The organism is Chitinimonas sp. JJ19, from assembly GCF_036961565.1.
In the GTDB taxonomy this organism is placed as follows: domain Bacteria; phylum Pseudomonadota; class Gammaproteobacteria; order Burkholderiales; family Chitinimonadaceae; genus Chitinimonas.
On the sequence record NZ_JBAMDD010000013.1, the window covers coordinates 41,686 to 67,097 of the forward strand.

Below are 25,412 nucleotides of genomic sequence, written 5' to 3' on the forward strand. Positions count from 1 at the left end.
CCCCCATGTGGAGGATATGATACTGCGGATGCCTATTTATATTATAAATCAATGCTGAAATTTTAAGCAGCCATTTGCCAGGAGGCAGGCGGTGGCGGGTCGGTGTAAAATCCTGTTTTCTGCCCACCCGGCTACTATGCGGCCCACTAGGCCCACCCGAGGAGACCCATGAATTCCGCCTTCCTGACCCATCTGGAAACCGAACTGGCTGCCATCAAGGATGCTGGCTTTTTCAAGCCCGAGCGCGTGATAGCCAGCCACCAGCGTGCTGATATACGGCTGCGTGATGGCAGCGAAGTGCTCAACTTCTGTGCCAACAACTACCTGGGGCTGGCGGACGATCCGCGCCTGATCGCGGCGGCCAAGAAGGGGGTGGATGACTATGGCTACGGCGTGGCCTCGGTACGCTTTATCTGCGGCACCCAGTCAGTTCACAAGGATCTGGAAGGCGCCATCTCGCGCTTCCTGGGGACGGATGACACGATTCTTTACTCCAGCTGTTTCGACGCCAACGGCGGGGTGTTTGAAACCCTGTTGGGCGAGAACGACGCCGTGATCTCGGACGAGTTGAACCACGCTTCGATCATCGATGGCGTACGCCTTTGCAAGGCCCAGCGCTATCGCTACAAGAACAGCGACATGGCCGATCTGGAGGCGCAGCTGCAGGCGGCCGATGCGGCAGGTGCGCGCTTCAAGCTGATCGTCACCGATGGTGTTTTTTCGATGGACGGTTATATCGCTGATCTGAAATCGGTATGCGACCTGGCCGACAAATACCATGCCCTGGTGATGGTGGACGACTCCCACGCCGTCGGGTTTATTGGTGAAAATGGCCGAGGTACGCCAGAGCATTGCGGCGTGGCCGACCGGGTGGACATCTATACCGGCACCCTGGGCAAGGCCTTGGGCGGTGCATCCGGTGGTTATGTGGCGGCCAGGCAGCAGATTGTCGACATGCTGCGCCAGCGTTCGCGCCCCTATCTGTTCTCCAATTCGCTGGCGCCGTCCATTACTGCTGCCAGTCTGGAGGTGTTCCGCATACTGGAGACCGATGGCGCCCGTCTGCGTGCCAAGGTCAAGGCCAATGCCGAGCTGTTCCGCAGCAAGATGAGTGCCGCTGGCTTCACCCTGCTGCCGGGTGAGCACCCTATCGTCCCTGTAATGCTGGGCGATGCGAGGTTGGCGGGCGAGATGGCGGCCAAGCTGCTGGAGCATGGCGTGTACGTGATCGGGTTCAGCTTCCCGGTAGTACCCAAGGGCAAGGCGCGCATCCGTACCCAAATGAGCGCGGCCCACTCTGCCGAGCATATCGAGCGGGTGGTGGCGGCCTTCACGCTGGTCGGCAAGGAACTGGGCGTGATCTGACCGCCTCACCGGATAGTTTGGGTTTTCCTGGGAGGTCTTTCACAAGAAGGCCTTCTACACTGTCGAGTGACAACACGAGCGGCGGCAAGACTGCCGATGGGAAGCAAGCGATGAAAGCACTGGTTAAAGCCGAGGCCGCCCCTGGCCTTACCCTGCAGCGTGTCAAGAAGCCAGAAGTTGGCCATAACGACCTGCTGATCAAGATACGCAAGACGGCGATCTGCGGAACCGACATCCATATCTGGAAGTGGGACGAGTGGGCGCAGAAGACCATCCCGGTCGGCATGCATGTGGGCCATGAGTACGTGGGTGAGGTTGTCGGCATGGGCTCGGAGGTCAAGGGCTACCAGATCGGCGATCGGGTATCGGGCGAAGGCCATATCACTTGCGGCTATTGCCGCAACTGCCGTGCAGGCCGGGTGCATCTGTGCCGCAACACCACAGGTGTCGGGGTAAATCGCGAAGGGGCGTTCGCCGAGTATCTGGTCATTCCAGCGTTCAATGCCTTCAAGATTCCGGACGACATCCCTGACGAGATCGCTTCGATACTGGATCCCTTCGGCAATGCCACCCATACCGCGCTGAGCTTTGACTTGGTTGGTGAGGACGTGCTGATTACCGGTGCCGGCCCTATTGGCATCATGGCTGCGGCCATTGCCCGCCATGTCGGCGCCCGGCACGTGGTGATCACCGATGTAAACGAATACCGGCTGGAGCTGGCGCTCAAGATGGGGGCCAGTCGTGCGGTCAATGTGGCCAAGGAAAAACTGCCCGATGTCATGAATGAGCTGGGCATGACCGAGGGCTTTGATGTGGGCCTGGAAATGTCTGGCAACCCGCAAGCCTTCAGCGGCATGCTGGAATCCATGAACCACGGTGGCAAGATCGCCTTGCTGGGCATACCGCCGGGCACCATGGCCATTGACTGGAATCAGGTCATTTTCAAGGGCTTGATCATCAAGGGCATCTATGGCCGTGAAATGTTCGAGACCTGGTACAAGATGGCCGCCATGCTGCAATCTGGGCTGGATCTGAGCCCCATGATCACGCATCGCTTCCCGGTGGAGCAGTATGTACAGGGATTTGAAACCATGTTGTCAGGGCAGTCGGGCAAGGTGATACTGGACTGGGCCGAAGCTGCTGCTTGATAATCTGGCCCGGGCCGGCAAAAAGCGCAGCTTAGGCTGCGCTTTTTGCATTTTGGGCGATTCAGCCTTGATTCACTGACTACCCCTTATAAAGAGCCATTAACCAAACCCTTCTGGCGTTGTTGTGCGAGCTTGCCGTGCCCACGTACTGCCTGCTGCGCGCGCCTGCTGAGCGCGCCAGCGCTCGCACGCCTAGCCAGAACCGCTACGCTGGCGTTACGCTGGGTTTTGTCAGCGACTCTAAGTAGGGTGAAGCATGCCGCGCTTGCTGCTGAGCTGCGTTGGCCTGAAAAAGAAGATTTATGAACAGAGGAGAAAATACATGACCATCCTGCGCGTACTCGCCGTTGTCTTTATTCTGGCTGGTAGCCTGGGCCTGGCCCAGCGAAGTATCGACTACACCAAGGAAACCCACGCTGCCAAGCTGGGACCGCTTGAGTTCTCGGTCAAGGAGACGGAGAGCATTGTGATCCCGCCCTGGCTCAGCGGCTCGGCAATTGCACTGGGTGTGGTGCTGCTCTTGGTGGGTGGCAAGAAACGCTAAGAGCCTGTTCAAAGTCTTTTCGCCGCGTCGCTGATCTGGAAAATGGCCAGGCACAAGGCGTGGTGCGCAGGCAATAACCAGTTATTGCCAAGCGCCACAACGCAGTGAGTGGCCGTTTTCCAGCTCAGCCCTTCGGGTTCGCAGCCTTGCCGGCGAAGGGCGGCGTTGCAAGCCGCTGACGGTACCCGTACCGCTGCGCGCCTTGCGTCTTGCCCTTCATCCGGCAAGGTTGCGAACGACGCGGCGAAAAGACTTTGAACAGGCTCTAGGCGCTTCTGCGCTCGTTTTGGGTGGCTTCAGGCCTCGCCTCGGGCGGGCTAAAGCCGCCCGCCTGAGTGGCTATTTCTTGGGGCGGAAGGCCTTGACCCGCTCTTCATGCGTTTCGATATAGGCTGCGCCGATCAGATCCAGGCAGTAAGGCACGGCGGCAAAGATGCCAGGTACCACGACCTTGCCTGCTGTATCGCGCAGGCCTTCCAGCGTTTCCTTGATGGCCTTGGGCTGGCCGGGCAGGTTCAGTATCAGTGCCTGGCCGCGTATCACCCCGGTCTGGCGCGACAGGATGGCAGTCGGTACAAACTGCAGGCTGATCTGCCGCATCTGCTCGCCAAAACCGGGCATGACGCGGTCGGCCACCGCCAGTGTGGCCTCCGGAGTGACATCGCGCGGTGCCGGGCCGGTGCCGCCTGTGGTCAATACCAGGCCGCAGGCCTCGGTGTCCACCAGGGCGATGAGGGTGGATTCGATCAAGGCTTGTTCGTCCGGTATCAAGCGCTCTACCAGCTCTATGGGCGTGCTGATGGTGGCGTGCAGCCACTCACGCAGGCTGGGTAGCCCCTTGTCTTCATAGACACCGCTGCTGGCGCGATCGCTGATGGAGACGAGGCCGATACGCAGTGGCTTACTCATCGTCTTCCTCGTCGTCCTCATTTTCATCGTCACTTGTGGCCAGCAGTGCAGGCTCGGGGTAGAGCTCCTTGAGGAACTGGAACAAAGAGCGGAAGTGCTTGGGCGGCTTCTGTGCTGCCCGTTCTGCCCTGGCGTTGCGCACCATGGTCCGTAGCTGCTGGATGTCGATCTGCGGATGTTCCTCGATCAGCTTGGCAACCGCCTTGTCATCTGCGACCAGTTCGTCGCGGGTACGCTCCAGTTGATGCAACCAGGCATTCTGCTTGTCGTTGTCGCCACGCAGGCTGTCCAGCAGGGCCTGGATGGGGGCTGGATCGATATCGCGCATCAGACGGCCTATATACTGGCGCTGGCGTTTGATGGCGCCATTGGCCGTGATCTTCTGGGCATCCTTGATGGCAACCAGCAAGGCGTCTGGCAGATCCAGCTTCTTCAGTTGCAGCTTGGACAGGCCTATCAGCTCCACCCCCAGATCCTGCAGCGCCTCCACGTCGCGCTTCATCTGTGACTTGCTGACGTATTCGATTTCATCGTCAGCTTGAATATCTTGGGCTTGATCGGGTGCGGAACGGGACTTGCGGGACATGGTGGCCAGCTTGGTTATCATACGGGCTGATATGATACCGGACGTGAGCCACTAAGGCGCAGTTCCGATGCCGGACGGCGGGCATACGCCCATCCGTGCAGCCTGCTGCAAGCTACAGTGCCAATCCGCCCATTCCAACAACGAGATACCTGTGACGACCTCTACCGAATCCGGTTTTTCCTATAGCCAGGCTGCCTTGCGCGAGCTGGTCGAGAATGTACTGGCAGATGCCAAGCGCCAGGGCGCAACCAGTTGCGATGTGGATGTATCAGAAGGCGTAGGCCAGAACGTCAGTGTCCGCCTGGGTGAGGTGGAAACCATAGAGTACAACCGCGATAAGGGCGTGGGGGTAACCGTCTACCTGGGCCAGCGCAAGGGCCACGCCAGCACCTCAGACTTTTCTCCCCAGGCGTTGAGCCAGACGGTAAGCGCGGCGCTGGCCATAGCCCGTTATACGGCGGAAGACGATTGTGCAGGCCTGGCTGACCCCGATATGCTGGCCACCCAGTTCCCCGATCTGGACCTATACCACCCCTGGGATTGTTCGGTTGAGGATGCCATCGCGCTGGCACAGCGCTGTGAGGCTGCCGCCAGGGCCGTCGACAGCCGCATCAGCAATTCCGAGGGGGCGACGGTATCGAGCCATGTGGGGCAGTCGGTCTATGCCAACTCGCATGGTTTTATCGGCCCGGGTATCAGTTCGCGTCATTCGATTTCTGCTGCCGTCATCGCCCAGGAGGGCGATGCCATGCAGCGCGACTATTGGTATAGCGTTGCCCGCGCCGCCTGTGATCTGGAGGATGCCTTGGCAATCGGCCGCCAGGCAGGCGAACGGGCCATTGCACGCTTGGGGGCTCGCCGTATCAAGACGGGTGACTACCGTGTCTTGTACGACCCCAGCCTGGCTGGCGGCCTGATTGGCCACATGATATCGGCGGCATCGGGCGGCAGCCTGTACCGCAAGGCCAGCTTTCTGCTCGATAGCCTGGGCAAGCCGGTGTTTTCTTCCATCGTCAACATCACGGAAGACCCATTCCTGCCGCGCGGCATGGCCAGCTCGGCCTTTGATGCCGAGGGTGTGGCCTGTGTGCAGCGCGAGCTGGTCAGTGACGGGGTGCTGAATGGCTGGCTGCTGGGTAGCTACTCAGCCCGCAAGCTGGGCATGCGCAGTACCGGCAATGCCGGGGGCGCCCATAATCTGCTGGTACGGCCCACTGCCGGTGATTTTGGCGACATGCTCAAGCAGTTGGGCACGGGCTTGTATGTGACCGAGTTGCTGGGGCAGGGCGTTAACGGCATTACCGGTGACTATTCGCGCGGCGCAGCCGGTTTCTGGGTGGAGAACGGCCAGATAGTCCATCCGGTGGAGGAGGTCACCATAGCGGGCAATCTCAAGGACATCTTCATGGGTATCGTTGCCATAGGCTCGGATATCGAGATGCGCGGCAGCAAGCGGGTGGGGTCGATACTGGTGGAGAAGATGATGGTGGCAGGCGCCTGAGCGGCAGCCTACGACATGGCATGGTGCTGAACCCGAGGCCTACCCGCCCAAGTCGGGGCTTGCTGCCCTGCAGCGGGTCGGCTAAAACGGGTAGGACATGATAAAAATATTCTCCAGGTGGAAGCCCGGCAGCACCCTCTTGCTGCTGTTATCTGTCGGTGCCCATGCCGGCCCGCCCCTGCCTTTGGTCACGGGCACTGATTATCCGCCATTTGCTGATACGGCCATGCCCGGCGGCGGTATTGCCGTGCGGGTGGTGCGTGCGGCATTCGAGCGGGTGGGCGAGACGCCCAGGATAGATGTACTGCCCTGGAAACGTGGTTATGTCATGGTGCTGGGTGGCCAGTACCTAGCCACTTTTCCCTATATCCATACCCCCGAGCGGGAGCTGGCGTTCCATTATTCCGCGCCCATCTTCAAGGGTGGGAGCTATCTGTACACCTTGCCGGGCAAGCAGTTTGACCTCGGTAATCCTGATGCGCTTAAAGGGCGTTCGCTCTGTGTGCCCCACGGCTGGGAGTCACCTGCACAAAGCAGTGTGACAGTGGCTGTCAGCCGGGGCGAGTTCAGGCTGGAGCGACCAGCTGACCTGGCCGGGTGCATGCGGATGGTGGCTGCAGGGCGGGTGGATGGGTTTACCGCGCTGGAGGCCTTGATGAGCAAGGTCAGCGAGGATGTGGCATTGTCTGGGCGTTTCGAGCGGGCCGCTGAGCCGGTGCAGGTTGTTGAGCTGGCGCTGATTGCACCACGCAACAACCCAGGCTCCGCAGCTTTGCTGGCGCGCTTTAATCAAGGCCTGAAACTGCTCAAGGCTGATGGCAGTTACAAGCGCCTGCTGGAAGGCGGTTGATCGGCTATGCTCCTGCAGTTCTAGCCTGGAGCATTTCAACCTATGTCCTCTATTCAAGCTGTCCCAGCCTCAGCCACCCCGGCCGAGGTGCCGGTGCGTGCCGTATTCAATACCTTGATCCGTCCCTATCTGGTTTGCTATGTGGGTTTTCTGCTGCTGATCACCGTGGTGGGCATCCCGCTGGCCGTTATCTGGTTCTGTGGCGTGGGGCAGTGGTGGGCACGCCACTATTACGACAAGCTGGACTGCGAGCTGGATAGCCGTACCTTGCGTTTCCGCAAGGGCATATTGTTCCAGGTGGAGAAGACCATACCCCTGGAAAACATCCAGGATGTGACCTTTATCGAAGGCCCGATACTGCGGCAGTTCAATCTGTCCTTGCTTCGCTTCGAAACAGCGGGGCAGAGCACGAACGCCAATGGTGAAATGCAGTTGATCGGCATCATCGGCGCGCATCAGTTCCGCACCCAGATATTGGCCACGCGCGATGCTTTGCGACGTAGCCGCGACCAGCCAAAAGCAACGACCGCAGACGAGCAACTGATATTGCTGAGGCAGATTGCCGCCAATCTGGACCGAGTAGTGCAGCACCTGGACCGCAGGCCAGATATTGATACCACCGGCTAGCTGGTTAACCCAGGGCGTAACCTAACGGCGAACGCATCGGTTCATCCCCCCCATTTCTTTACGAATGCAGGGGAGTCGGAAGTTGCCGATTGACGGAGAGGTGAAGGCGCTGATTATGGTCTAAACATGGAATATATTATTTTGCGGTAGCAGCCCGACATACAAGGGAGGCCTCCATGTTTGCCTTCAGCAAAGGTAGTTTGGCCAGGCAATTGCTGATACCTGTGGTATTGGCGGGCATTGCCGTCCTGTTGCTGGTTATGGCCATACTCAGCCATGTCCGCGAGCGCACGGTAGAGGCGGCCGGCATACGTACTGCCCAGGCGGTAGCTAGCCAGACGACAACGCTAAGGGCCTTCTACACCAAGGAGATTGCATCGCGCGCCAAGAAGGCGGGGATGCAGTTGAACTTTGATTTTGCCACCACCGAGGGGACGCTACCCCTGCCGGCAACCCTGGTAAAAACGTTGGGGGAGAGCATAGAGAAAGACCATCCCGGCATGTCGATACGGCTATACAGCCGCTTTCCCTTCCCGAACCGGGCACCCACCGAAAAGTACGATGCGTTTGAGCTGAAGTCGCTGGAGGCGCTGGAGAAAGCCCCGGATGTACCGCAGGCCATCATAGAGAAGCGTGATGGCAAGACCTATGCGCGATATGCCGTCGCCGACAGGATGCAGGAGGGCTGCGTGGCCTGCCATAACGCCCGGCCCGACTCGCCCAAGAAGGATTGGAAAGTAGGGGATGTACGCGGGGTGGTCCAGGTGACTGTGCCGGTAGATGAGCTGGCCGGGAAAATAGACCAAGGTATAGGTAGCGTCGGCTTGGCGGTGCTGGCTGGCTTTTTTGCCATTGGTAGCGTGGCGGCTCTGGTGGCGCGACGTATTTCGCATACTGCCCAAGAGCTGGCCAGGCGTGCTGACCAAGTTGTGGTAACGGGAGATTTCACCGTTGCCATGCCGGTCAATGGCGAGGGCGAGATTGCCATGGTGGCGCGCTCGTTCAATACCTTGCTGGCGCATTTTCGCAGTGTGGTGGTCGATATGCATGGTGAAGCCAGTGAAGTGCTGCGTGAATCGATGCAACTGGCCCATGCAGCCACCGAAGCCAGGGCGGCCGCCATGCAGCAAAGCCAGTTGGCCGAAGCTGTCAGCGCAGCGGTGGAGCAGATGGGTACCAGCATAGGCCATGTTGCCGGTGAGGCGCGGGAAGCAGCAGGACAATCGCGGACGACGTGCGAGCTGGCTACTGGCGGTGGTTCGGTCGCCAGCGAGGCGGCTGGCGAGATGGATAGGCTGGCCGAGGCTACCGGCACCATGGCGAAGGTGGTGGGGCAGTTGGGGCAGCGTTCGGCCGAGATAGGCAAGATTGCCGGCACCATACGGGAGATCGCCGACCAGACCAATCTGCTGGCCTTGAATGCCGCCATTGAGGCGGCACGGGCAGGGGAACAGGGTAGAGGTTTTGCTGTGGTGGCCGATGAGGTGCGCAAGCTGGCAGAGCGTACCACCCTGGCCACCCAGGAAATCACCGCGACGATAGCGGCCATAGAAAGCGAAACCCGCAATGCCACCGATACCATGGCGCACCATGGCGATTTGACAGGACGGTGTTCCGATTACACGCGGAGAGCCGCCAGTTCCTTGGGCGAGATCAATTCTGCCGCGTTGACCGCAGGTAGACATATCAGCGAAATTGCCACGGCCACCAATGAGCAGAGCACGGCCAGCCAGACCATAGCGCAGAACATGGAGCAGATGGCGCGCATGGCTGAACTGAGTATGCGCTTGGTGGGGGTGGCGGCCGAGTCGGCAGAGAAGCTTAAGGCCTTGGCCAGTAGCCAGGAGGCAGCCATGGATCGGTTCAAGGTCTGAACGCAGCCAGGCGCCTCAGCAGCCAGCGCTGGTTGCCTGCGGTCAGGCCAAAAAAAGCCGCCCGAATCGCAAGATTGGGCGGCTTTTCGTACTACGACGCGTGCTACTGGGATTGGGCCAGTGTGTCGCTGCTCCAGCCACCACCCAAGGCCTGGTAAACCGCGACCAGCGAGTTGACCCGGTTTTGCAGGGCCGTGACGCGATCACGTTCGGCAGCCAAGCGGTCGCGTTCGGCATTGAGCTGATCGAGATAGCTGCTGACGCCAGCCTTGTAGCGCTTGTCAGTCAATTCCTTGACCTTGTTCTGACTATCGGCGCGCTGCTGTGTGGCGACCAGTGCCTCGCGTGCCGAACGATGGCCCACCAGTGCGGCGCGGGCATCACCATAGGCAGCACGGGCGGCCTGGGCATAGGCAATCTCGGCGGTATTGCGGCTGGCCTTGGCTGCCGCAACCTGTGCGTCTATGCGGGCCATGCCTACCAGCGGCTGCAACAGGGCGCCCGCTGCGTTCCAGGTGCGGGCTGGGCTATCGAACAGATTGCTCAGCTCCAGGCTTTCGCCGCCAAAGAAACCGCTCAGGCTAAGGCTGGGGAAGTAACGGCGGCGTGCTTCACCCAGACTGGCCTCTGCTACAGCCAGCTGTGCCTCGGCACGGCGTACATCAGGCCGGCGAGTCAGCAGGTCAGCCGGCAAGCCAGCCGGAATCTCGGGTGCCTGGCTGAGTGCTTCCAGCCCTGCGCCGCGTGCCACACGACCTTCCACCACTTCCTTGGGGCTGCGGCCCAGCAATACTGCGAGCGAGGCTTCGGCTTGCTCTCGGGCTGCAATGGCCTGGGGCAATGCCGCTGCGACTGCAGCGCGCTCCGACTCCGTCAGCTTCAGCTCGTAATCGCTGGCAGCGCCTGCGGTAACCCGCTTTTGCTGCAGCTTCAAGGCTTCGTCACGGGTGGCCAGGGTCTGTGTCAGCAGGGCGACATCGGCATCGAGCGCCAGCAGGGCAAAGTAGCTTCTGGCGGTCTGTGCTGCTACGGCAGCACGGGTCGCTTCACGGGCATACTGGCTGGCCAGAACATTGGCCAGCGCTGCATCCTTGGCTTTCCAGACGCGTCCCCAAAGGTCGATCTCATACGATATCGAGACACCACCGTTGTATACCGTCGAGGTGCCGTTCTGCCCAGGCTGAGCGGTTTCGTCGCTGGGATTGCGGCGGGTGGCGTTGAGGCCCAGGTTGATATCGGGCAGCAAGGCCACACGGGCCTGGCTCAGGGTCGCCTTGGATTGATCCACCCCTTGCAGGGCAGTCAGTACATCGGCGTTGTGGGCCAGTGCCTCGGTCACCAGTGCGTTCAGCGTAGGGTCGTTGAACTGCGTCCACCAGGCAGATAGCTCGGCCGGGGCTGTTTCGGTCTGATGTTGCGGTAGCTCGAATACCGGAGGCGGGGTGGTGGCGCAACCGGCCAGGCCGGCTGCCACCACCAGCGCGATCAGCGCAGGTTTCAGCTTACTTTTCATCGCGATGATCTCCTTCAACGATGCCATATTCGCTCTCGGACTTGGGCGGGATCAGCTCGTCTGCTGTGGTCCGGATACGTTGGTCGGTAATCAGCTTGTAGAACAGCGGCACAAAGAAGATGGCCAGGAAGGTGGCCGCTATCATGCCACCCACCACGCCTGTACCTACCGAGGTACGTGCTCCGGCGCCCGCGCCGCTGCTGATGGCCAGCGGCAGCACGCCCAGGATGAAGGCCATGGAGGTCATGATGATGGGGCGGAAGCGCAGTCGGGCGGCCTCGATGGCGGCAGCCGCCACAGGGTAGCCCTCGTGATGCTTCATCACCGCAAACTCCACGATCAGGATGGCGTTCTTGGCTGCCAGGCCTATCAGGGTAAACAGGCCGATCTGGAAGTACACGTCATTGGTGTAGCCGCGCAGCTTCACCGCCACCAGGGCGCCGAAGATACCGAACGGTACGGCCAGCAACACGGACAAGGGCAGGGACCATTTCTCATACTGTGCTGCCAGGATCAGGAACACCATGATGACGGCCAGGCCCAGCGCCAGTAGGGCAGCACTGGAGACCTTTTTTTCCTGGTAAGCGGCGCCGGTCCATTCATAGCTCACATCAGCCGGCAACATCTTCTTGGCCAGGGTCTCGAACTCCGCAATGGCCTGACCAGACGAGTACCCAGGGCCAGCATTCCCCATCAGCTTGACGGCCGGCAGGTTGTTGTAGCGGTCCACGGTATCGGGGCCGGAGGTGTATTCCACCTTGGCAAAGGCCGATAGCGGCACCATTTCGCCACGCTGGTTCTTCACATACATGCGGCCTATGTCTTCGGGACGCTTGCGATACTGGTTGTCGGCACTCATCAACACCTGCCAGGCGCGACCGTACTTGTTGAAGTCGTTCACGTAATAGGTGCCCAAGGTGCCGGCCAGGGTATTGAAGGCATCATTGAGCGATACCCCCAGTGCCTTGGCGCGGTCGCGATCCACATCCACATACAGTTGCGGCGCATTGGGCTTCCACAGAGTTTGCAGGCCGCCGCCGCCAGCGAGCACGGTGCTCTGGTGGGATGCACCCATCAGCGGGCCCATGGCTTCGACCAGCTTCTTGCTGCCGCCTTCGCCACGGTTCTGCAGATAGACTTCAAAGCCGCCTGTATTGCCCAGGCCAAAGATGGCGGGCGGGTTGAAGGCCAGCACCAGCGCCTCCTTGATGCCGCCGGTCTTCATGAACAGCTCGCCCACCAGCTCCTGAGTGCTGACGCTGCGTTCGTCCCAGTGCTTCTGGCTGACAAAGATGGTTGCCGCGTTGTTCTTGAAGCCGCCACCGATGAAGTCCATGCCGCTGAAAGCCATGACGTGTTCGTTGGCTGGGTTGGACTGGATCGCGGCGATGACTTCCTTCACCACCTTGTCGGTGCGCTCCAGCGAGGCGCCATCGGGCAGGAACACCGCACCGATGTAGTAGCCCTGGTCTTCATCCGGCACCAAGGAGCCAGGGGTGAGCTTGAACATGCCCACGGTGATGGCCACCATGCCCAGGAACAGGAAGATACCCAGCAGCGAACGCTTCATGAAGAAGGTCACGCCACCGATGTAGTGACCGGTCATGCGATGGAACCAGTCGTTGAACCAGAGGAAGAAGCGCGCAGTTTGCTTGTGCTCGCGCTTGAGCATCAGCACGCACAGGGCGGGGGTCATGGTCAGCGCGACGATGCCTGAGAGCACCACGGCAATGGAGATTGTGACGGCAAACTGGCGGTACAGCTCACCGGTCAGGCCACCCAGGAAGGCAATCGGCACAAACACGGCACATAGCACCAACACGATGGCGATCACCGGGCCGGTCACTTCCTTCATGGCCAGGATAGCTGCTTCACGGGCAGGCAGATGCTGCTCATGCATGATGCGTTCGACGTTCTCCAGCACCACGATGGCGTCATCCACCACGATACCGATGGCCAGCACCATGCCGAACAGCGTGAGCGTGTTGATGGAGTACCCCAGCATATGCAGGCCGGCGAAGGTACCAATCAGGGATACCGGTACGGCCAGGGTCGGTATCAGGGTAGCGCGCCAGTTCTGCAGGAACAGGAATACCACCAGGAACACCAGCACCATGGCTTCTGCCAGCGTCTTCACCACTTCCTTGATCGACACTTCCACAAAGCGCGTGGTGTCGTAAGGAATGGCATAGGTCATGCCCTGCGGAAAGCTTTCGGCTGCCTTGGCAATGGCGGCCTTGACTTCGTCACCCACTTGCAGGGCGTTGGAGCCAGGCTGCAGGAATACGCCCATCAGCACGGCAGGTTTGCCGTTATAGGTACCGTTGAAGTCGTTATCCTTGGAACCCAGCTCGATGCGGGCAATATCCTTCAGGCGCAGCTGGCTACCGTCGCTATTGGAGCGAATGATGACATTCTCAAACTCGGCCTCGCTCGCCAGGCGGCCCTTGGCGGTCACGGTGTAAACCATTTCCTGCCCGCCACCGGTAGGCGACTGGCCAATCTTGCCTGCGGCGAACTGGGCATTCTGCTCGGCCAGCGCTGCCGCGACCTCCGGCACAGTAACCTTGAGCTGGGTCATGCGGTCTGGCTTGAGCCAGATACGCATGGCGTAGTCCTTGGCACCGAAGATCTGCACGCTGGTGGTACCCGGTATCTTCTTGATCGAATCCAGCACATTGAGCGTGATGTAGTTCGACGTATAAAGATCGGTGTAGCGGCCATCAGGCGAGTAGAAAGCCAGCACCTGGAGGAAGGCGGACGAGCCCTTCTCGACAGATACGCCCTGGCGGCGGACTTCCTCTGGTAGGCGGGCATCAGCCTGCTTTACCCGGTTGTTGACGTTTACCGCAGCGGTATCAGGGTTGGTGCCGATTTCGAAGGTGACGGTGATTTCCACTGCACCATTCGAGGTGGAGGTGGACGACATATACATCATGCCCTCCACCCCGGTTACTGCGTTCTCGATGGGAGCGGCCACCGTCTCGGCGATGGTTTCTGCCGAAGCACCCGGATAGAAGGCGCGGATGGTGACCACCGGCGGGGCGATCTCGGGGTACTGCGCGATAGGCAGGGCGCGCATCGCCGCCAGACCCGCGAGCACCATGAAAATGGAGATCACGAAGGCGAAGATGGGCCTGTCGATAAAGAAGCGTGAAAACATGGGTCAGGTCCCTTATTGCTTGGCAGCTGGCGCGTGTTGGGCTGCGGCTGCCTTGGCGGCTTCTTCGGCGGTTTGCGGCACGATAGGGGCGAAGGGGAAGAAGATGCGGGCCATGCCATCTACAATGACCTTGTCGCCGGCCTTCAGGCCTTGCTTGATCACCCAGCCATTCGGCTCTTTGCCATCCAGCCTTACCCAGTCGCCGACGACGACGGGAGCAGGCACGGCAGCGGGCTTGCCATCCTTGCCTGCGCCTACGGTGTAGACAAACTTGCCCTGCGGGCCATCCAGCACGGCGCGCTGGGGTACGGCAATGGCATTGGGGCGGGTGGCGCCGCTGAGCAGCACACGTACAAACTGGCCGGGGCTCAGTTCACCCTTGGGGTTGGCCAGTTCAGCCCGACTGGAATAGGCGCCGGTATTGTTGTCGGCCTTGTAATCGCTGAAGTCCAGTTTGCCGGTCTGCTTCAACCACTGGCCACCGGCCGTCTTCAGCTTCACCACGTAGCCGCCCTCAGGCAGCTTCAGGCTACCGGCTTCCAGCTCGGCCGCCACCCGGCTGTGATCGGCTTCCGAGATGGCGAAGTTCACATGGATGGGATCGGTCTGGGCCATGGTAGCCAGCAGGCTGTCACCCTGGGCATTGGCCAAGGCTCCTTCAACCTTCAGTGCACGACCGATGGCACCGCTAATGGGAGCACGCACATCGGTGTAGCCAAGATCAATATTGCTGGCCCGTGCCTGGGCCTGGGCCGCTTTCAGGCTGGCGCGGGCAATATCCAGTGCGGAGGCGGCGTTGTCGTATTCCTGCTGGCTGACGGCCTTGGACTCGATCAGCGGCTTGAGCCGGTTGTAATCGCGCTCAGCCTGCTTGAGTCGGGCTTCTGCGGTGGTCACATTGGCGTCTGCCGCAGCGGCGGCAGCGGCAAACGGGGCAGGGTCGATACGGAACAAGGGCTGGCCGGCCTTGACCTGGCTGCCTTCGGTGTACAGGCGCTTGTCAACGATACCGCTGACCCGCGCGCGGATCTCGACTTCACGCGAGCCGGCAGTCTGGCCGGGATACTCGAAATCCACCGGGACATCGCCCGCCACCAGGGTCTGGTAGGTGACCATGGGGGGCGGAAAACCGCCACCGCCTTGCTGTGGCGCCTGGCCGCAGGCAGCCAGCAGGCCGCTGAGTATCAGTACCGGCGCCAGGCGCTTGGCATAGGGTAAGGAGGGGATGGTGCGTGAGGCGTGCATGGGTAAGTCCTCGCGATACTAAGAAAAGAAAGCGCTGGGGCTGGCGGGCCCGGATGCAATGGCGGTAGATAGGCAGCATAGGTAGCACAGGCCGCTACCGCCAAGCGACAGTGTGTATTTCCCCCACGATACAGTTGGCGCTGCACCGTGTAGCCCGCCTGCCGGATTTGACGTAGGAGCGGATTTTAGATACATACACGTATGTTTGTAAACACTGCTGACGCCAGGGTTATTAATTTCTTTGGCGGTACGGCAATATATAATTGGCTATGGCTAGACGAACCAAGGAACAGGCGGCGGAAACGCGTGAGCAGCTGCTGGATGCAGCTGAGCGGGTTTTCCATGCAAAAGGGGTGAGCCGCGCCACCCTCGACGATATCGCACGTGATGCAGGTCTGACGCGAGGGGCGGTGTATTGGCACTTCGATAACAAGACGGCCATCTTCACTGCCATGTGTGACAGGGTGTCGCTGCCCATGCAGGCCATGCTGGACGCCCAGGTGGCTGATCCCGGCCCCGACCCGCTGGGACAGCTGACACGCGACGGTGCCCGCATACTCTGCCTGGTGGCCAATGACAGCCGCACCACGCGGGTATTCGAGATCATTCTGTTCAAGACAGAGCTGTGCGACGTGGTGGCTGAGGTCATGGCCGAAGAAGCTGAACGCGCTGCCCGGTGCCGACGCCAATTGAGCACGGTGCTGCAGGCCGCACAGCGCCTGGGGCAGATTCCTGCCCATGTGAACTGCGACTTGGCTGCCTTTGCCCTGAACAGCTACTTGATAGGCTGCATACGCGAGTGGCTGGAGCTGCGCGAGTTCAACCTTGCCGACCAGGCCGAATGGTTGATGCAAACCTTTTATGCCGGCCTGCAACACGCACCACCACCGCCTGCCAAAGTCGAGTAAGCCTACGGCCATCTGTGTTTCCCCCGGTCTGTTTGGCTGCAGTCTGCACCGGGGCTACTGACAACGTGTTGTCAGTAGCTTGCAGGAACACCGGGCGGGCAAAGGCCTATCTGACCGCGTACTGTGTAGAAATAGTGCGTGTTTTCCCCCAAACGGAGGATTCGCAAATGATCACGTCAGGATATATTCCATCTCGTAGTGACATGTCAGTAGATGAAATCATCACGGCAGCGCTAAGGAACACCAAGAGGAGGAGGACCTCGCATCCGTTGCAGCAAGGCCTGGCCAATTTGGCGCCGATGGCGACGGTAAGTGGTGCATAGATGGGTATAGATTCTGATACGTGAAACCGGCCCGACACGCGGGCTGGATAGTTGAAAAAAGGCGGTGATCGGCAACGGTTATCGCCTTTTTATATGGCTGCAGCGGCAAGGTGCTGGTAGCACCTTAGGGCTATCAGGGTTTTTGAAAAGATCACGCTTGAAATCCGAAAACGCGTTCATATCTTCCTCTTGCGGGTGCTCAACGGAGGCCCGCCAACAACCGATATCGCTTGCTATCAGAGGATATGAACCATGCAAAACTTCGACTTCTCCCCACTGTATCGTTCCGCCATAGGCTATGACCGCCTGGCACACATGATGGATGAAGCGCTGCGCAATGATGCCCAGCCCAGCTATCCCCCCTACAACATCGAGTTGCTGGGGGATGATCAATACCGCATCTCGATGGCGGTGGCCGGTTTTGACCGCAGCGAACTGGATATCGAGATAGAGCGCGACACGCTCAAGGTGGTTGGTCGCAAGCAACGCGCCGATGCCAAGCCGACCTTTCTGCACAGGGGTATTGCCACCCGCGACTTCGAGCACCGCTTCCGCCTGGCTGATCATGTAAAGGTGGTCAGCGCCGGTCTCGAGAATGGCCTGCTCAATATCGAGCTGGTGCGCGAGATCCCTGAGGTGCTGAAACCGCGAAAGATCGCCATTGATGGCGATAACGTGCATATGCTGGAGCGCAAGGTTGCATAAGACCTAAGCTGCGGGTTGATGGATAGCACTATGGCCGGGAGTTTCCCGGCCATAGTCGTTTTGCTAGGCTGCGGCTGTTGAGGCGGTACTCATGCGGATAAGGGGGCTACTGCGATTGCCGAGGTGAGCGCGGAGATAGGCCTTGTATATATCCCTACTGGCTATAGGCTTATTAAGCCATGGCATGCTGGAGGAAGCGCGCCGGGCTTAACCTCAACCGGAACTGGCTAAATGAGAAAAAACTTGCCTGTCACCGAGGTGGAGCATCATCTCGACCCTAAGCGCCCAGTGGTCACCAAGACCGACCTGAAAGGCATCATCCGCTACGTCAATCCGGCATTCATCGAGATCAGTGGTTTCCAGAAAGATGAACTGCTGGGGAGCTCACATAATCTTGTCCGCCATCCGGACATGCCACCTGAAGCCTTTGCCGATATGTGGCGTACGCTTCAGTCGGATTTGCCCTGGCGAGGACTGGTTAAGAACCGCTGCAAGAATGGCGATTACTATTGGGTAGAGGCCTATGCTACCCCGCTGTATGAGCAGGGGCAGAAAGTGGGTTATATGTCGGTTCGCAACCGACCTGATGCCGCCGAGGTCAGACGCACCGATGCGCTTTACCGCGCCATCAACCAGAAGCAGCAGGCGTTTCCTGCTACGCGTGCACCACGGCGTATACCCATGGCAGCCCGTATGCTTGCACTGGCGCTGGTACCGGTACTACTGATGGATGGCTTGCCTATGCTGGGTAGCCCGTTCTGGCTGACAGCCTTGGCAGGCCTTGTTGTCGCGACCGGTTTGGGCATCTGGACATGGTTGGGCATGCAAGTGCCGTTGCAGCGTGCCGACTTGGCCTTGCGTAAGCTATCTGAGGGCGACTTTCGTTTTGAGTTGGATACCGATGCCGCCAGTGAATATGGACAGTTGCTGAACGGCCTTAAGTCCATGCAGATCAATTTGCGCGCCATCATGTCCGACGTGGTCTCGGCAGCGGACAGCGTCAGTGATCAGTCCCGCTCGGTAAACCAGGAGGTGGCGGATGTAGTGCATCGAGGCAATCAGCAGTCCGATGGGATTGCCAGTGTGGCGGCGGCATTGGAGCAGTTGTCGGTCTCGGTGAATGAAATATCTGAAGCAACCACACGCAGCTCACACCATGCCCAGACCACCATGACGCTGGTGGGGGAGGGGGTGGGGGCCATGCGTTCAACCCTGTCGGTTAGTCATGAGTTGGTGGAACGGGTACACGGTGCGCAGAACGTCATCGATCAATTGAGCCAAGAGGTCCTGGCCATCAACAAAGTGACCCTGACCATCAAGGAAATTGCCGATCAGACGAATCTGCTGGCCCTCAATGCCGCCATCGAAGCGGCAAGGGCAGGTGAAACCGGGCGTGGTTTTGCGGTGGTGGCGGACGAGGTGCGCAAGTTGGCTGAACGTACCACGCAAAGTACTGCCGAAATCGCCACTACCATAGACCGCATCGTGGGCCAGACCAATACTGCGCTATCGGCCATGCAACTTGCGACAGGCAAGGTGGAGGAGAGCACCCGCTATATTCATCAAAGCCATGCTGCGCTGGATGCGATCAAGATTTCCAGCGAGGCGGTGTCAGCCTCGGCCCAGGATATTGCCAATATGCTGAGCCAGCAAAGCCAGGCCTCGGGTGAGGTTGCGCGTAGCATGGAGCGCATGAGTGCCTTGACCGAAGAGAACAGCAATAGCATGGGGGCTGCTGGTGGCTCGGTGGAGCAGCTATCGGAGACGGCCGGAGAGCTGCACCTGCTGGTCAAGCATTTCGAGCGTAGCTTGTAGCAAGCAACGTAGCGGTGCCCATCAAGCATCAAGTAAGGAAAGGGGCGCAGACTCGATATGGCCGCTTTTGCTGAACAATCAATGGGGTGCGCTATTTGCATTCCATCGGCTGTTTAGGAAGTGCGGAAAACAAGACGACTCTTGGGTTAAGCGCTCCCAATACGGTCACTCGCCCCATACTTGCTTAGTCACTGATGTCTCTCGCAATCCCCTGCAGCAAGGCCAACCCCTCGGGCCAGTCGGCCAGCCCACTTTGGGCATTGATATGGCCTGCGCCAGTGAGCAAGTAAAAGCCGGAGCCCCATTGTTGCGCAAATTGCTGGCTACGCGCCAGCTGGCAATAGGGGTCGTTGTCGCTGGCGACCACGATGCTGGGAAAAGGTAGCCGCTGATGGGGTATAGGTGCGAAGCCTTGTATCTCGGCCGGGGCGTGGTCGCGTTCGACGTCGGCCGGGGCAACCAGCAGGGCGCCGGCAACGCGGTGTTGATGCTGCGGGTAGTGGGCGAGCCAGTGCAGCAGGGTGAGGCAGCCCAGGCTGTGGCAGGCCAGTAGTACGGGCTGAGCTTGCTGGGCCAGGTGCCTATCCAGCGTCTGTATCCAGTCGTTCAGGTTGGGGTGGTCCCAATCGGTCTGTGGGACGCGGCTGCTGCCGGGCTGGCTGGTTTGCCAGTGGCTTTGCCAGTGTTCGGGGCCGGAATTTTGCCAGCCTGGGTGTAGCACTAAGGGAGGCATGGTGGGCATGGGCTCCGCCTATCGGGTTGGAGGTGAGCGAATGGCTGCCAATCGGCAGTCTCATTATGGCTGGGGCGCTTTCGGCAACCACACTTTCATCGCGCTACGGGGCTGCCCTTGTCTTGCATGGGTCGGCCCCCATCGGCGCGCTGAGGTTTCTGATAGTGCCCTGGGCGGGGCTTATCAAGCACAGTATGTGTACCCTTGGTGCTGTTGCTGGGCATGATGCCGGTATCGGTAAATCTCAAATAGGAAATTGGAATTGTTTTTTTAGATCGATTTGGAATTTATGGGCGACGCCGGCTGTGCGGTCTTCCATACGGCAGGCCTGACTCGGCGTATCATCGCGCTCAATGAACATGCTTTTGGAATATCTACATGGTTGAACTGCTGTTTGGCATCGTGGCGGTGGTTGTGCTGTTGGCGGGCATTCTGGTGGTGGTGCGGTTGGGGCAGTTGGCCCAGTCACAGCGCACCACGCTGGATTTGTTGTCTGCCCAGCTGGAAGAGAAGCACAGGGCCATGCTCAATGATTTGCATGGTGGTTTGCAGCGGCAATCTGAGGCATTGAGCCATGGATTTGCCGAGCAGAGTGAGCGTTTGCGGAACAGCGTGACCGAATCGGGCGAGCGCCTGCGTGATAGCGTGGGGCAGTCGTTTGATCGCTTGCGCGAATCGGTGGGGGCGGAGCTGAAAGACACCCGGGTAGGCCTGGACAGCCTGAGGGCGACCCAGACCGAGGCACTGCAGGCGGCGCAGATTGCCCAGACGGCAGCCTTGCAATCGATGCAGCTGACGCAGGCCCAGGCTCTGGCCGACAGCCGGGAGGCCATAGCCAAGCAACTGGCTGAGATTTCGCAGACTGTGCAGCAAAAGCAGGATGCCTTGCGCACCGAGGTGCTGGAATCGGTGGGCAAGCAGGTGGGTGAGCAGGGACGGGCGCAGCAGGAGCTGTTACTCAATACCCTGCGCCGCACCACCGAGCAGTTGACTCAGTCGATTACCTTGCTGAGCGAGGGGGTGGACAAGCGGCTGGAGCAGATTTCGGGCAAGGTAAGCGAGCGGCTGGATGAGGGCTTCAAGAAGACCAATGAGACCTTTGCCAGCGTGATGGCGCGCCTGGCGACGATAGACGAGGCGCAGAAGAAGATAGATGGCTTGACCAGCAATGTGGTGAGCCTGCAGGAGTTGCTGGGCGACAAGCGCTCGCGTGGGGCTTTTGGCGAGGTGCAGCTGGAGCATCTGGTGAGCAATGTGCTGCCGGCTTCCTGCTACCAGTTGCAGGCGGTGCTGAGCAATGGCACCCGGGCGGACTGCATACTGAAGTTGCCGGAGCCGACTGGAACGGTCGCAGTGGATTCCAAGTTCCCGTTGGAGAACTATCACAGGATGTTCGGTACCAGTGTGGAATCCGAGCGCTTGATGGCGCAGCGGCAGTTCAAGGTGGATGTGAAGAAACATATCGACGCCATCAGCGACAAATACATCGTGGCGGGTGAGACGGCGGATGGTGCCGTGATGTTTATCCCGGCCGAGGCGGTTTTTGCCGAGATCCATGCCTACCATCCCGACCTGGTGCAGTACGCCATGGGCAAGCGGGTGTGGATTGTGTCGCCGACCACCATGATGGCCGTGCTCAATACGGCGCGTGCTGTCATCAAGGATGTGGAAACGCGTCAACAGGTGCATATTATCAAGGCGGCGCTGTCGCGCTTGTCGGAAGACTTCCGCCGGTTTGATACGCGCATGAAGAACTTGGCTACGCATATCCGCCAGGCGCATGAGGATGCGCAGCAGGTACAGATCAGCAGTGAGAAGATCAGCAAGCGTTTTGTCGAGATCGAGCATGTGCGGTTTGAGCACGAAGCAACGGAGACCCTGCCGCTTGAGGCAGCCAGCAGTGAGGAATTGATATGAGCATGACGAATGTACGTGGCCTGTGCCTGGTAGGCGTGGCCCTGGCAGCCACCCTGGCGCACGCCAAGGTGTACAAGTGGGTCGACGCCAATGGCCAGGTGCAGTACGGCGATCAGCCGCCCGCCATGGTGAAGAGTGAGCAGATGAAGCTGCGCTCACCGGCTGGCGTGGTGCAGGTGGCGCCACCCCAGGCAGCGGGCAAGGGCAATGTGATACAGGCTGGTGTACCGACGGCGGAGGAGGCCAAGGTGCTGTGCGCCAATGCCAATGCCAACTTGAAGGCACTGGGCGCCAAGGAGGTTTTTACCACCGGGCCGGACGGCAAGAATGTGAAGATGCCGGAGGCGGAGCGCCAGGCGAAGATTGCCGAGAATACCAAGGCTCAGCAGCGGGTATGCAAGGGCAGTAATTAAGCGCCGCCAAGGTGGAATAGCTAGGGCGCCGGCGAGGTGTTGGCGCCCGTGCAAGGTCTCTGCTTCGTCGTGGCCCCGCCGGGCTCGCTAGGCGCCGTCGTCCCGTTTCATGGTTTTGCCCAGGGCTACCCGGCGATGGCGGGCATCTTTGGGGTCGGCGATCAGGGGGCGGTAGATTTCCACCCTGTCGCCTTCCCGCAGCGGGGTATCCAGCGCTCTGACATGACCATGCACACCGGCTGTCAGCTTGGCCTGCGATAGCTCGGTAAAGCGTTCGGTGAGGCCCGATGCGGTGATGGCGGTGGCGATCGTGCTGCCTGCGGGCAGGTTCAGGGCAACGATAGCCTGCGTATCTGGCCGGGCGTAGGCTACTTCTATGCTGATCATCGTGCTCATCCGTGCCGCCTGTCTGCCTCTTTGACGAAGGCATCGACAAAGGTGCCCGCTATCTTGCTGAATACTGGGCCGACCAGGCTTTCCAGCGTGCGGCTGGAAAACTCGTAGTCAAGCTCGAATTCTATCTTGCAGGCGTCGTCCGCCAGCGCGTGGAAGCGCCATGCTCCGGTGAGCGCCCGGAAAGGGCCGTCTTTCAGCTCCATGCTGATAAGGTCGGCCTGCTTGCGGTTTTCGGTGGTGAATGCCGATTTCAGACCCAGGTAGTCTATGCCTATGGTGGCGACGGTCCAGTCGTGATCACGCAGGTGGATCTGGGTCTGGCCGCACCAGGGCAGGAACTGTGGGTAATCCTCGACCCGATCGATCAGGTCGAACATCAATTTGGCCGGGTAGGGCACGAGGACGGATTTACGGACTTGGGGCATGGGTGTGGTCGCGACTGGTAGAATACCAGCCTAGTTCGCGGCATAAGGTCGCGTATCCTAAGTTTCAACAGGGTTACATGCAATTCAATCAAGAAGACATACAGGATTTTGGCGACCATGAATTGTCGCTGGACCCGCAGGTAGCTGCCATCCGCACACCGCCGCACTCGGTGGAGGCGGAGCAGTCGGTATTGGGCGGCCTGCTGATCGACAATGGTTCCTGGGACAGGATTGCGGACGCGATTACCGAGCCGGACTTCTACCGTGACGACCATCGTGTGATCTTCCGCCATGTGTCGCGGTTGGTGGAAACCGGCCGCCCGGCGGATGCGGTGACGGTGGCAGAATCGCTGGACAATGCTAGCCAGCTGGCCTATGTGGGTGGCCTGAGCTACCTGGCCAGCCTGGCGCAGAACGTACCCAGTGCCGCCAATATCAAGCGCTATGCCGAGATCGTGCGCGAGCGCTCCATCATGCGGCAGTTGGCCGCTATCGGTACCGAAATTGCCGATGCCGCCTATAGCCCCCGTGGCCGCGAAGCGGCACAGCTGCTGGATGAGGCTGAAGGCAAGGTGTTCGAGATTGCCGAGCAGTCTGCCCGTGGCAAGCAGGGTTTTCTGGGCATGCCACAGTTGCTCAAAGAGGTGGTCACCCGGATTGATGAACTGTACAGCCGCGACAACCCTGATGAGGTGACCGGGACACCTACCGGTTTCTCTGACCTGGATGGCAAGACATCGGGCTTGCAGCCCGGTGACCTGATCATTGTGGCCGGGCGGCCTTCCATGGGTAAGACGGCCTTTTCGGTCAACATCGCCGAGAATGTGGCTATCGATTCGGCCTTGCCGGTGGCGATCTTCTCGATGGAAATGGGCGGTGCGCAACTGGCCATGCGTATGATCGGTTCGGTAGGGCGGCTGGATCAGCACAAGATCAAGACTGGCCGGCTGGAGGATGACGATTGGCAGAAGCTGACCTATGCCGCCGGCAAGCTCTCTGAGGCCAATATCTTTATCGACGAAACGCCAGGCCTGACGGCGCTGGAACTACGCGCCCGCGCCCGCCGCCTGGCGCGGCAGTTCGACGGCAAGCTGGGCCTGATCGTCATCGACTACATACAGCTGATGTCGGGCTCGGGCAAGGATCAGAACCGGGCTACCGAAGTGGGTGAAATCTCCCGCTCGCTCAAGGGCCTGGCCAAGGAGCTACGGGTACCGGTAATTGCCCTGTCGCAGTTGAGCCGTTCGGTGGAACAACGGCCCAACAAGCGTCCCATGATGTCTGACTTGCGGGAATCGGGCGCCATTGAGCAGGATGCCGACTTGATCATGTTTCTGTACCGGGACGAGTACTACAACCCGGATTCGCCCGATAAGGGCTTGGCCGAGATCATCGTTAGCAAGCATCGTAACGGCCCGACGGGTGTGGTCAAGCTGACCTTCCTGGGCCATTGGTCGCGCTTCGAGAATGCGGCGTTGCCAGGTGGCGGCTGGTCGTCTGGGGAATGATGGCTGCGGATAAGATGCCTGTGGTGTTGTCCTACCCGTTTGCGGTGGCGGTGCTACGGTCTGTTACCCAGCCGGACTGGGTATGCCATGCCGCGTCTATTTGCGACTTGATGGGGTGATGCATGGTGTGTAGCACGACCACCCGGCGTACGCTGCTGACCGTGCCGTTGTGGCTGTACGCCACCACCTGCCAGGCTGCGCCCATTGTGCTCTATGCGGATGAGGCGTTTCCCCCTTACTCCTATGTCGAGCAGGGGCGCTTGAAGGGCATCTATGTGGACCAGGTTCGGGCAGCTGTGGCCAGGCTCAAGCAATACCAGGTGGAGCTGCGGCCCATCCCTTGGGAGCGGGGCTTGGCAGAGCTGGCGCAGGGGCGGATTTTTGGCTTGTTTGCCTCCTACCGTCGGTCTGAGCGAGCTTATATCAAGCATTACTCTGCCCCGCTGCAGCTGGAGCATGTGGCGGTATTCTGCAGGCAGCAGGTATTGCAATCACCCCGAACAGATTGGCCCCGGGACTATGGTGACCTGCGTATAGGCATCAACCAGGGCTTTGCCATGAGCGATGTGTTTGTGCAGGCCAGGCAATCCGGTGCGATCAGGGTCACGCAGTTCAAAGGCAACGAGGAAAACCTGCTGGCGCTGGCGGCGGGCAAGACCCATTGCTATGTCAATGACCGGCTTTCCATCCTCTGGAACTTCAAGCGCCTGCAGCGCGATCCTCGCATCAAGGCGTCGATGGCTGCGTTGGACCTGCGCGAAACAATGACGCTCTCCAGCGAATCGGCCCATGTGGTATTCGGCCCAGGCGAAACTGACGCTACACAGAAGGCATTTATTGCTGATCTGGACAGGGAGCTGGCGCAACAGCACCGTAGCGGCGAGGCGCAGGCGATTGTGGCGAGGTATTTGAAGTAGCTACGCTCGACGACGGCTGTATGCGGT

Annotated in this window: 22 protein-coding genes; 14 read left to right on the forward strand and 8 right to left on the reverse strand. The window is 60.0% G+C overall.

All coding sequences use genetic code 11. The features are described from left to right. Nucleotides 1–168 precede the first annotated feature (168 nt). The 3 genes from V7714_RS15535 (at nt 169) to V7714_RS15545 (ending at nt 3,057) form a co-directional block, all read left to right on the forward strand. Complete coding sequence (locus V7714_RS15535) at nt 169–1,365, forward strand: glycine C-acetyltransferase (protein ID WP_335710524.1); 1,197 nt, start codon at nt 169–171, stop codon at nt 1,363–1,365. A gap of 110 nt (nt 1,366–1,475) precedes the next feature. Then, entirely contained in the window at nt 1,476–2,513 is a 1,038-nt protein-coding gene (gene tdh / locus V7714_RS15540) for an L-threonine 3-dehydrogenase (protein ID WP_335710525.1), read from the forward strand. A gap of 322 nt (nt 2,514–2,835) precedes the next feature. Then, nucleotides 2,836–3,057: a hypothetical protein gene (locus V7714_RS15545; protein ID WP_335710526.1), complete on the forward strand. Its 222-nt coding sequence runs from the start codon at nt 2,836–2,838 to the stop codon at nt 3,055–3,057. 339 nt (nt 3,058–3,396) lie between these two features. Here V7714_RS15545 and mog read toward each other — a convergent pair whose 3' ends face one another. Continuing rightward, on the reverse strand, nt 3,397–3,966 hold the full coding sequence (gene mog / locus V7714_RS15550) for a molybdopterin adenylyltransferase (protein WP_335710527.1): 570 nt from the start codon (nt 3,964–3,966) through the stop codon (nt 3,397–3,399). Beyond that, nucleotides 3,959–4,552 (reverse strand): ribosome biogenesis factor YjgA, encoded by a 594-nt coding sequence (yjgA, locus tag V7714_RS15555; RefSeq protein WP_335710579.1) that lies wholly within the window; start codon nt 4,550–4,552, stop codon nt 3,959–3,961. The genes mog and yjgA overlap by 8 nt, the downstream gene beginning before the upstream one ends. A 151-nt stretch (nt 4,553–4,703) precedes the next feature. Between yjgA and pmbA the strand changes: the two genes are divergently transcribed. From pmbA to V7714_RS15575, 4 genes are all read left to right on the forward strand, one after another. After that, on the forward strand, nt 4,704–6,053 hold the full coding sequence (gene pmbA / locus V7714_RS15560; RefSeq protein ID WP_335710528.1) for a metalloprotease PmbA: 1,350 nt from the start codon (nt 4,704–4,706) through the stop codon (nt 6,051–6,053). A 139-nt stretch (nt 6,054–6,192) separates the two neighbouring features. Next, a complete protein-coding gene (locus V7714_RS15565; protein ID WP_335710529.1) occupies nt 6,193–6,903 on the forward strand; it encodes a substrate-binding periplasmic protein in 711 nt (236 codons plus the stop codon). 42 nt (nt 6,904–6,945) lie between these two features. Further along, complete coding sequence (locus V7714_RS15570) at nt 6,946–7,530, forward strand: PH domain-containing protein (protein ID WP_335710530.1); 585 nt, start codon at nt 6,946–6,948, stop codon at nt 7,528–7,530. 176 nt (nt 7,531–7,706) lie between these two features. Then, entirely contained in the window at nt 7,707–9,404 is a 1,698-nt protein-coding gene (locus V7714_RS15575; protein ID WP_335710531.1) for a methyl-accepting chemotaxis protein, read from the forward strand. 103 nt (nt 9,405–9,507) lie between these two features. On the opposite strand, the gene V7714_RS15580 is transcribed toward V7714_RS15575, so the two are convergent. The 3 genes from V7714_RS15580 to V7714_RS15590 are packed head-to-tail and all read right to left on the reverse strand — an operon-like array spanning nt 9,508 to nt 15,325. Further along, entirely contained in the window at nt 9,508–10,917 is a 1,410-nt protein-coding gene (locus V7714_RS15580) for an efflux transporter outer membrane subunit (RefSeq protein ID WP_335710532.1), read from the reverse strand. Beyond that, entirely contained in the window at nt 10,907–14,080 is a 3,174-nt protein-coding gene (locus V7714_RS15585; protein ID WP_335710533.1) for an efflux RND transporter permease subunit, read from the reverse strand. The genes V7714_RS15580 and V7714_RS15585 overlap by 11 nt, the downstream gene beginning before the upstream one ends. A gap of 12 nt (nt 14,081–14,092) precedes the next feature. Further along, complete coding sequence (locus tag V7714_RS15590) at nt 14,093–15,325, reverse strand: efflux RND transporter periplasmic adaptor subunit (RefSeq protein WP_335710534.1); 1,233 nt, start codon at nt 15,323–15,325, stop codon at nt 14,093–14,095. 269 nt (nt 15,326–15,594) lie between these two features. Here V7714_RS15590 and V7714_RS15595 point away from each other — a divergent pair, with 269 nt between their 5' ends. The 3 genes from V7714_RS15595 to V7714_RS15605 all read left to right on the forward strand — a co-directional run bounded on the left by V7714_RS15595 (nt 15,595) and on the right by V7714_RS15605 (nt 19,076). After that, nucleotides 15,595–16,233: a TetR family transcriptional regulator gene (locus V7714_RS15595; RefSeq protein WP_290334191.1), complete on the forward strand. Its 639-nt coding sequence runs from the start codon at nt 15,595–15,597 to the stop codon at nt 16,231–16,233. 575 nt (nt 16,234–16,808) lie between these two features. Next, nucleotides 16,809–17,261 carry an Hsp20 family protein gene (locus V7714_RS15600; protein WP_335710535.1) on the forward strand — a complete coding sequence of 151 codons (453 nt, stop codon included), beginning with the start codon at nt 16,809–16,811 and terminating at the stop codon, nt 17,259–17,261. Between the two features lie 231 nt (nt 17,262–17,492). Further along, nucleotides 17,493–19,076 carry a methyl-accepting chemotaxis protein gene (locus tag V7714_RS15605; RefSeq protein WP_335710536.1) on the forward strand — a complete coding sequence of 528 codons (1,584 nt, stop codon included), beginning with the start codon at nt 17,493–17,495 and terminating at the stop codon, nt 19,074–19,076. Nucleotides 19,077–19,260: 184 nt separating this feature from the next. Here the strand turns inward: V7714_RS15605 and V7714_RS15610 are convergent, their stop codons facing one another. Further along, entirely contained in the window at nt 19,261–19,818 is a 558-nt protein-coding gene (locus V7714_RS15610) for an RBBP9/YdeN family alpha/beta hydrolase (RefSeq protein ID WP_335710537.1), read from the reverse strand. 369 nt (nt 19,819–20,187) lie between these two features. Here V7714_RS15610 and V7714_RS15615 point away from each other — a divergent pair, with 369 nt between their 5' ends. Both V7714_RS15615 and V7714_RS15620 read left to right on the forward strand, forming a co-directional pair. After that, nucleotides 20,188–21,726 (forward strand): DNA recombination protein RmuC, encoded by a 1,539-nt coding sequence (locus V7714_RS15615; RefSeq protein ID WP_335710538.1) that lies wholly within the window; start codon nt 20,188–20,190, stop codon nt 21,724–21,726. Continuing rightward, nucleotides 21,723–22,139, forward strand: a complete 417-nt coding sequence (locus V7714_RS15620; protein ID WP_335710539.1) for a DUF4124 domain-containing protein — start codon at nt 21,723–21,725, stop codon at nt 22,137–22,139. The genes V7714_RS15615 and V7714_RS15620 overlap by 4 nt, the downstream gene beginning before the upstream one ends. A gap of 87 nt (nt 22,140–22,226) precedes the next feature. Here V7714_RS15620 and V7714_RS15625 read toward each other — a convergent pair whose 3' ends face one another. Both V7714_RS15625 and V7714_RS15630 read right to left on the reverse strand, forming a co-directional pair. Then, complete coding sequence (locus tag V7714_RS15625) at nt 22,227–22,535, reverse strand: RnfH family protein (protein WP_335710540.1); 309 nt, start codon at nt 22,533–22,535, stop codon at nt 22,227–22,229. Beyond that, nucleotides 22,532–22,960, reverse strand: coding sequence for a type II toxin-antitoxin system RatA family toxin (locus V7714_RS15630; RefSeq protein WP_284196141.1), 429 nt, complete (start codon nt 22,958–22,960; stop codon nt 22,532–22,534). Before V7714_RS15630 ends, V7714_RS15625 begins: the two co-directional genes overlap by 4 nt. A 77-nt stretch (nt 22,961–23,037) precedes the next feature. On the opposite strand from V7714_RS15630, the gene dnaB reads away from it, so the two are divergent. Together dnaB and V7714_RS15640 are read left to right on the forward strand one after the other, a co-directional pair. Next, entirely contained in the window at nt 23,038–24,468 is a 1,431-nt protein-coding gene (gene dnaB, locus V7714_RS15635) for a replicative DNA helicase (protein ID WP_284196140.1), read from the forward strand. Nucleotides 24,469–24,590: 122 nt separating this feature from the next. Beyond that, complete coding sequence (locus tag V7714_RS15640) at nt 24,591–25,385, forward strand: substrate-binding periplasmic protein (RefSeq protein WP_335710541.1); 795 nt, start codon at nt 24,591–24,593, stop codon at nt 25,383–25,385. Nucleotides 25,386–25,412: the final 27 nt, after the last annotated feature.

Excerpts from the sequence above, each read along its gene's own strand:
- V7714_RS15535 (WP_335710524.1), top strand. The coding sequence starts at position 169 with ATGAATTCCGCCTTCCTGACCCATCTGGAAACCGAACTGGCTGCCATC.
- tdh (WP_335710525.1), top strand. The coding sequence starts at position 1,476 with ATGAAAGCACTGGTTAAAGCCGAGGCCGCCCCTGGCCTTACCCTGCAG.
- V7714_RS15545 (WP_335710526.1), top strand. The coding sequence starts at position 2,836 with ATGACCATCCTGCGCGTACTCGCCGTTGTCTTTATTCTGGCTGGTAGC.
- mog (WP_335710527.1), bottom strand. The coding sequence starts at position 3,966 with ATGAGTAAGCCACTGCGTATCGGCCTCGTCTCCATCAGCGATCGCGCC.
- yjgA (WP_335710579.1), bottom strand. The coding sequence starts at position 4,552 with ATGTCCCGCAAGTCCCGTTCCGCACCCGATCAAGCCCAAGATATTCAA.
- V7714_RS15570 (WP_335710530.1), top strand. The coding sequence starts at position 6,946 with ATGTCCTCTATTCAAGCTGTCCCAGCCTCAGCCACCCCGGCCGAGGTG.
- V7714_RS15575 (WP_335710531.1), top strand. The coding sequence starts at position 7,707 with ATGTTTGCCTTCAGCAAAGGTAGTTTGGCCAGGCAATTGCTGATACCT.
- V7714_RS15580 (WP_335710532.1), bottom strand. The coding sequence starts at position 10,917 with ATGAAAAGTAAGCTGAAACCTGCGCTGATCGCGCTGGTGGTGGCAGCC.
- V7714_RS15585 (WP_335710533.1), bottom strand. The coding sequence starts at position 14,080 with ATGTTTTCACGCTTCTTTATCGACAGGCCCATCTTCGCCTTCGTGATC.
- V7714_RS15590 (WP_335710534.1), bottom strand. The coding sequence starts at position 15,325 with ATGCACGCCTCACGCACCATCCCCTCCTTACCCTATGCCAAGCGCCTG.
- V7714_RS15595 (WP_290334191.1), top strand. The coding sequence starts at position 15,595 with ATGGCTAGACGAACCAAGGAACAGGCGGCGGAAACGCGTGAGCAGCTG.
- V7714_RS15600 (WP_335710535.1), top strand. The coding sequence starts at position 16,809 with ATGCAAAACTTCGACTTCTCCCCACTGTATCGTTCCGCCATAGGCTAT.
- V7714_RS15605 (WP_335710536.1), top strand. The coding sequence starts at position 17,493 with ATGAGAAAAAACTTGCCTGTCACCGAGGTGGAGCATCATCTCGACCCT.
- V7714_RS15610 (WP_335710537.1), bottom strand. The coding sequence starts at position 19,818 with ATGCCCACCATGCCTCCCTTAGTGCTACACCCAGGCTGGCAAAATTCC.
- V7714_RS15615 (WP_335710538.1), top strand. The coding sequence starts at position 20,188 with ATGGTTGAACTGCTGTTTGGCATCGTGGCGGTGGTTGTGCTGTTGGCG.
- V7714_RS15620 (WP_335710539.1), top strand. The coding sequence starts at position 21,723 with ATGAGCATGACGAATGTACGTGGCCTGTGCCTGGTAGGCGTGGCCCTG.
- V7714_RS15625 (WP_335710540.1), bottom strand. The coding sequence starts at position 22,535 with ATGAGCACGATGATCAGCATAGAAGTAGCCTACGCCCGGCCAGATACG.
- V7714_RS15630 (WP_284196141.1), bottom strand. The coding sequence starts at position 22,960 with ATGCCCCAAGTCCGTAAATCCGTCCTCGTGCCCTACCCGGCCAAATTG.
- dnaB (WP_284196140.1), top strand. The coding sequence starts at position 23,038 with ATGCAATTCAATCAAGAAGACATACAGGATTTTGGCGACCATGAATTG.
- V7714_RS15640 (WP_335710541.1), top strand. The coding sequence starts at position 24,591 with ATGGTGTGTAGCACGACCACCCGGCGTACGCTGCTGACCGTGCCGTTG.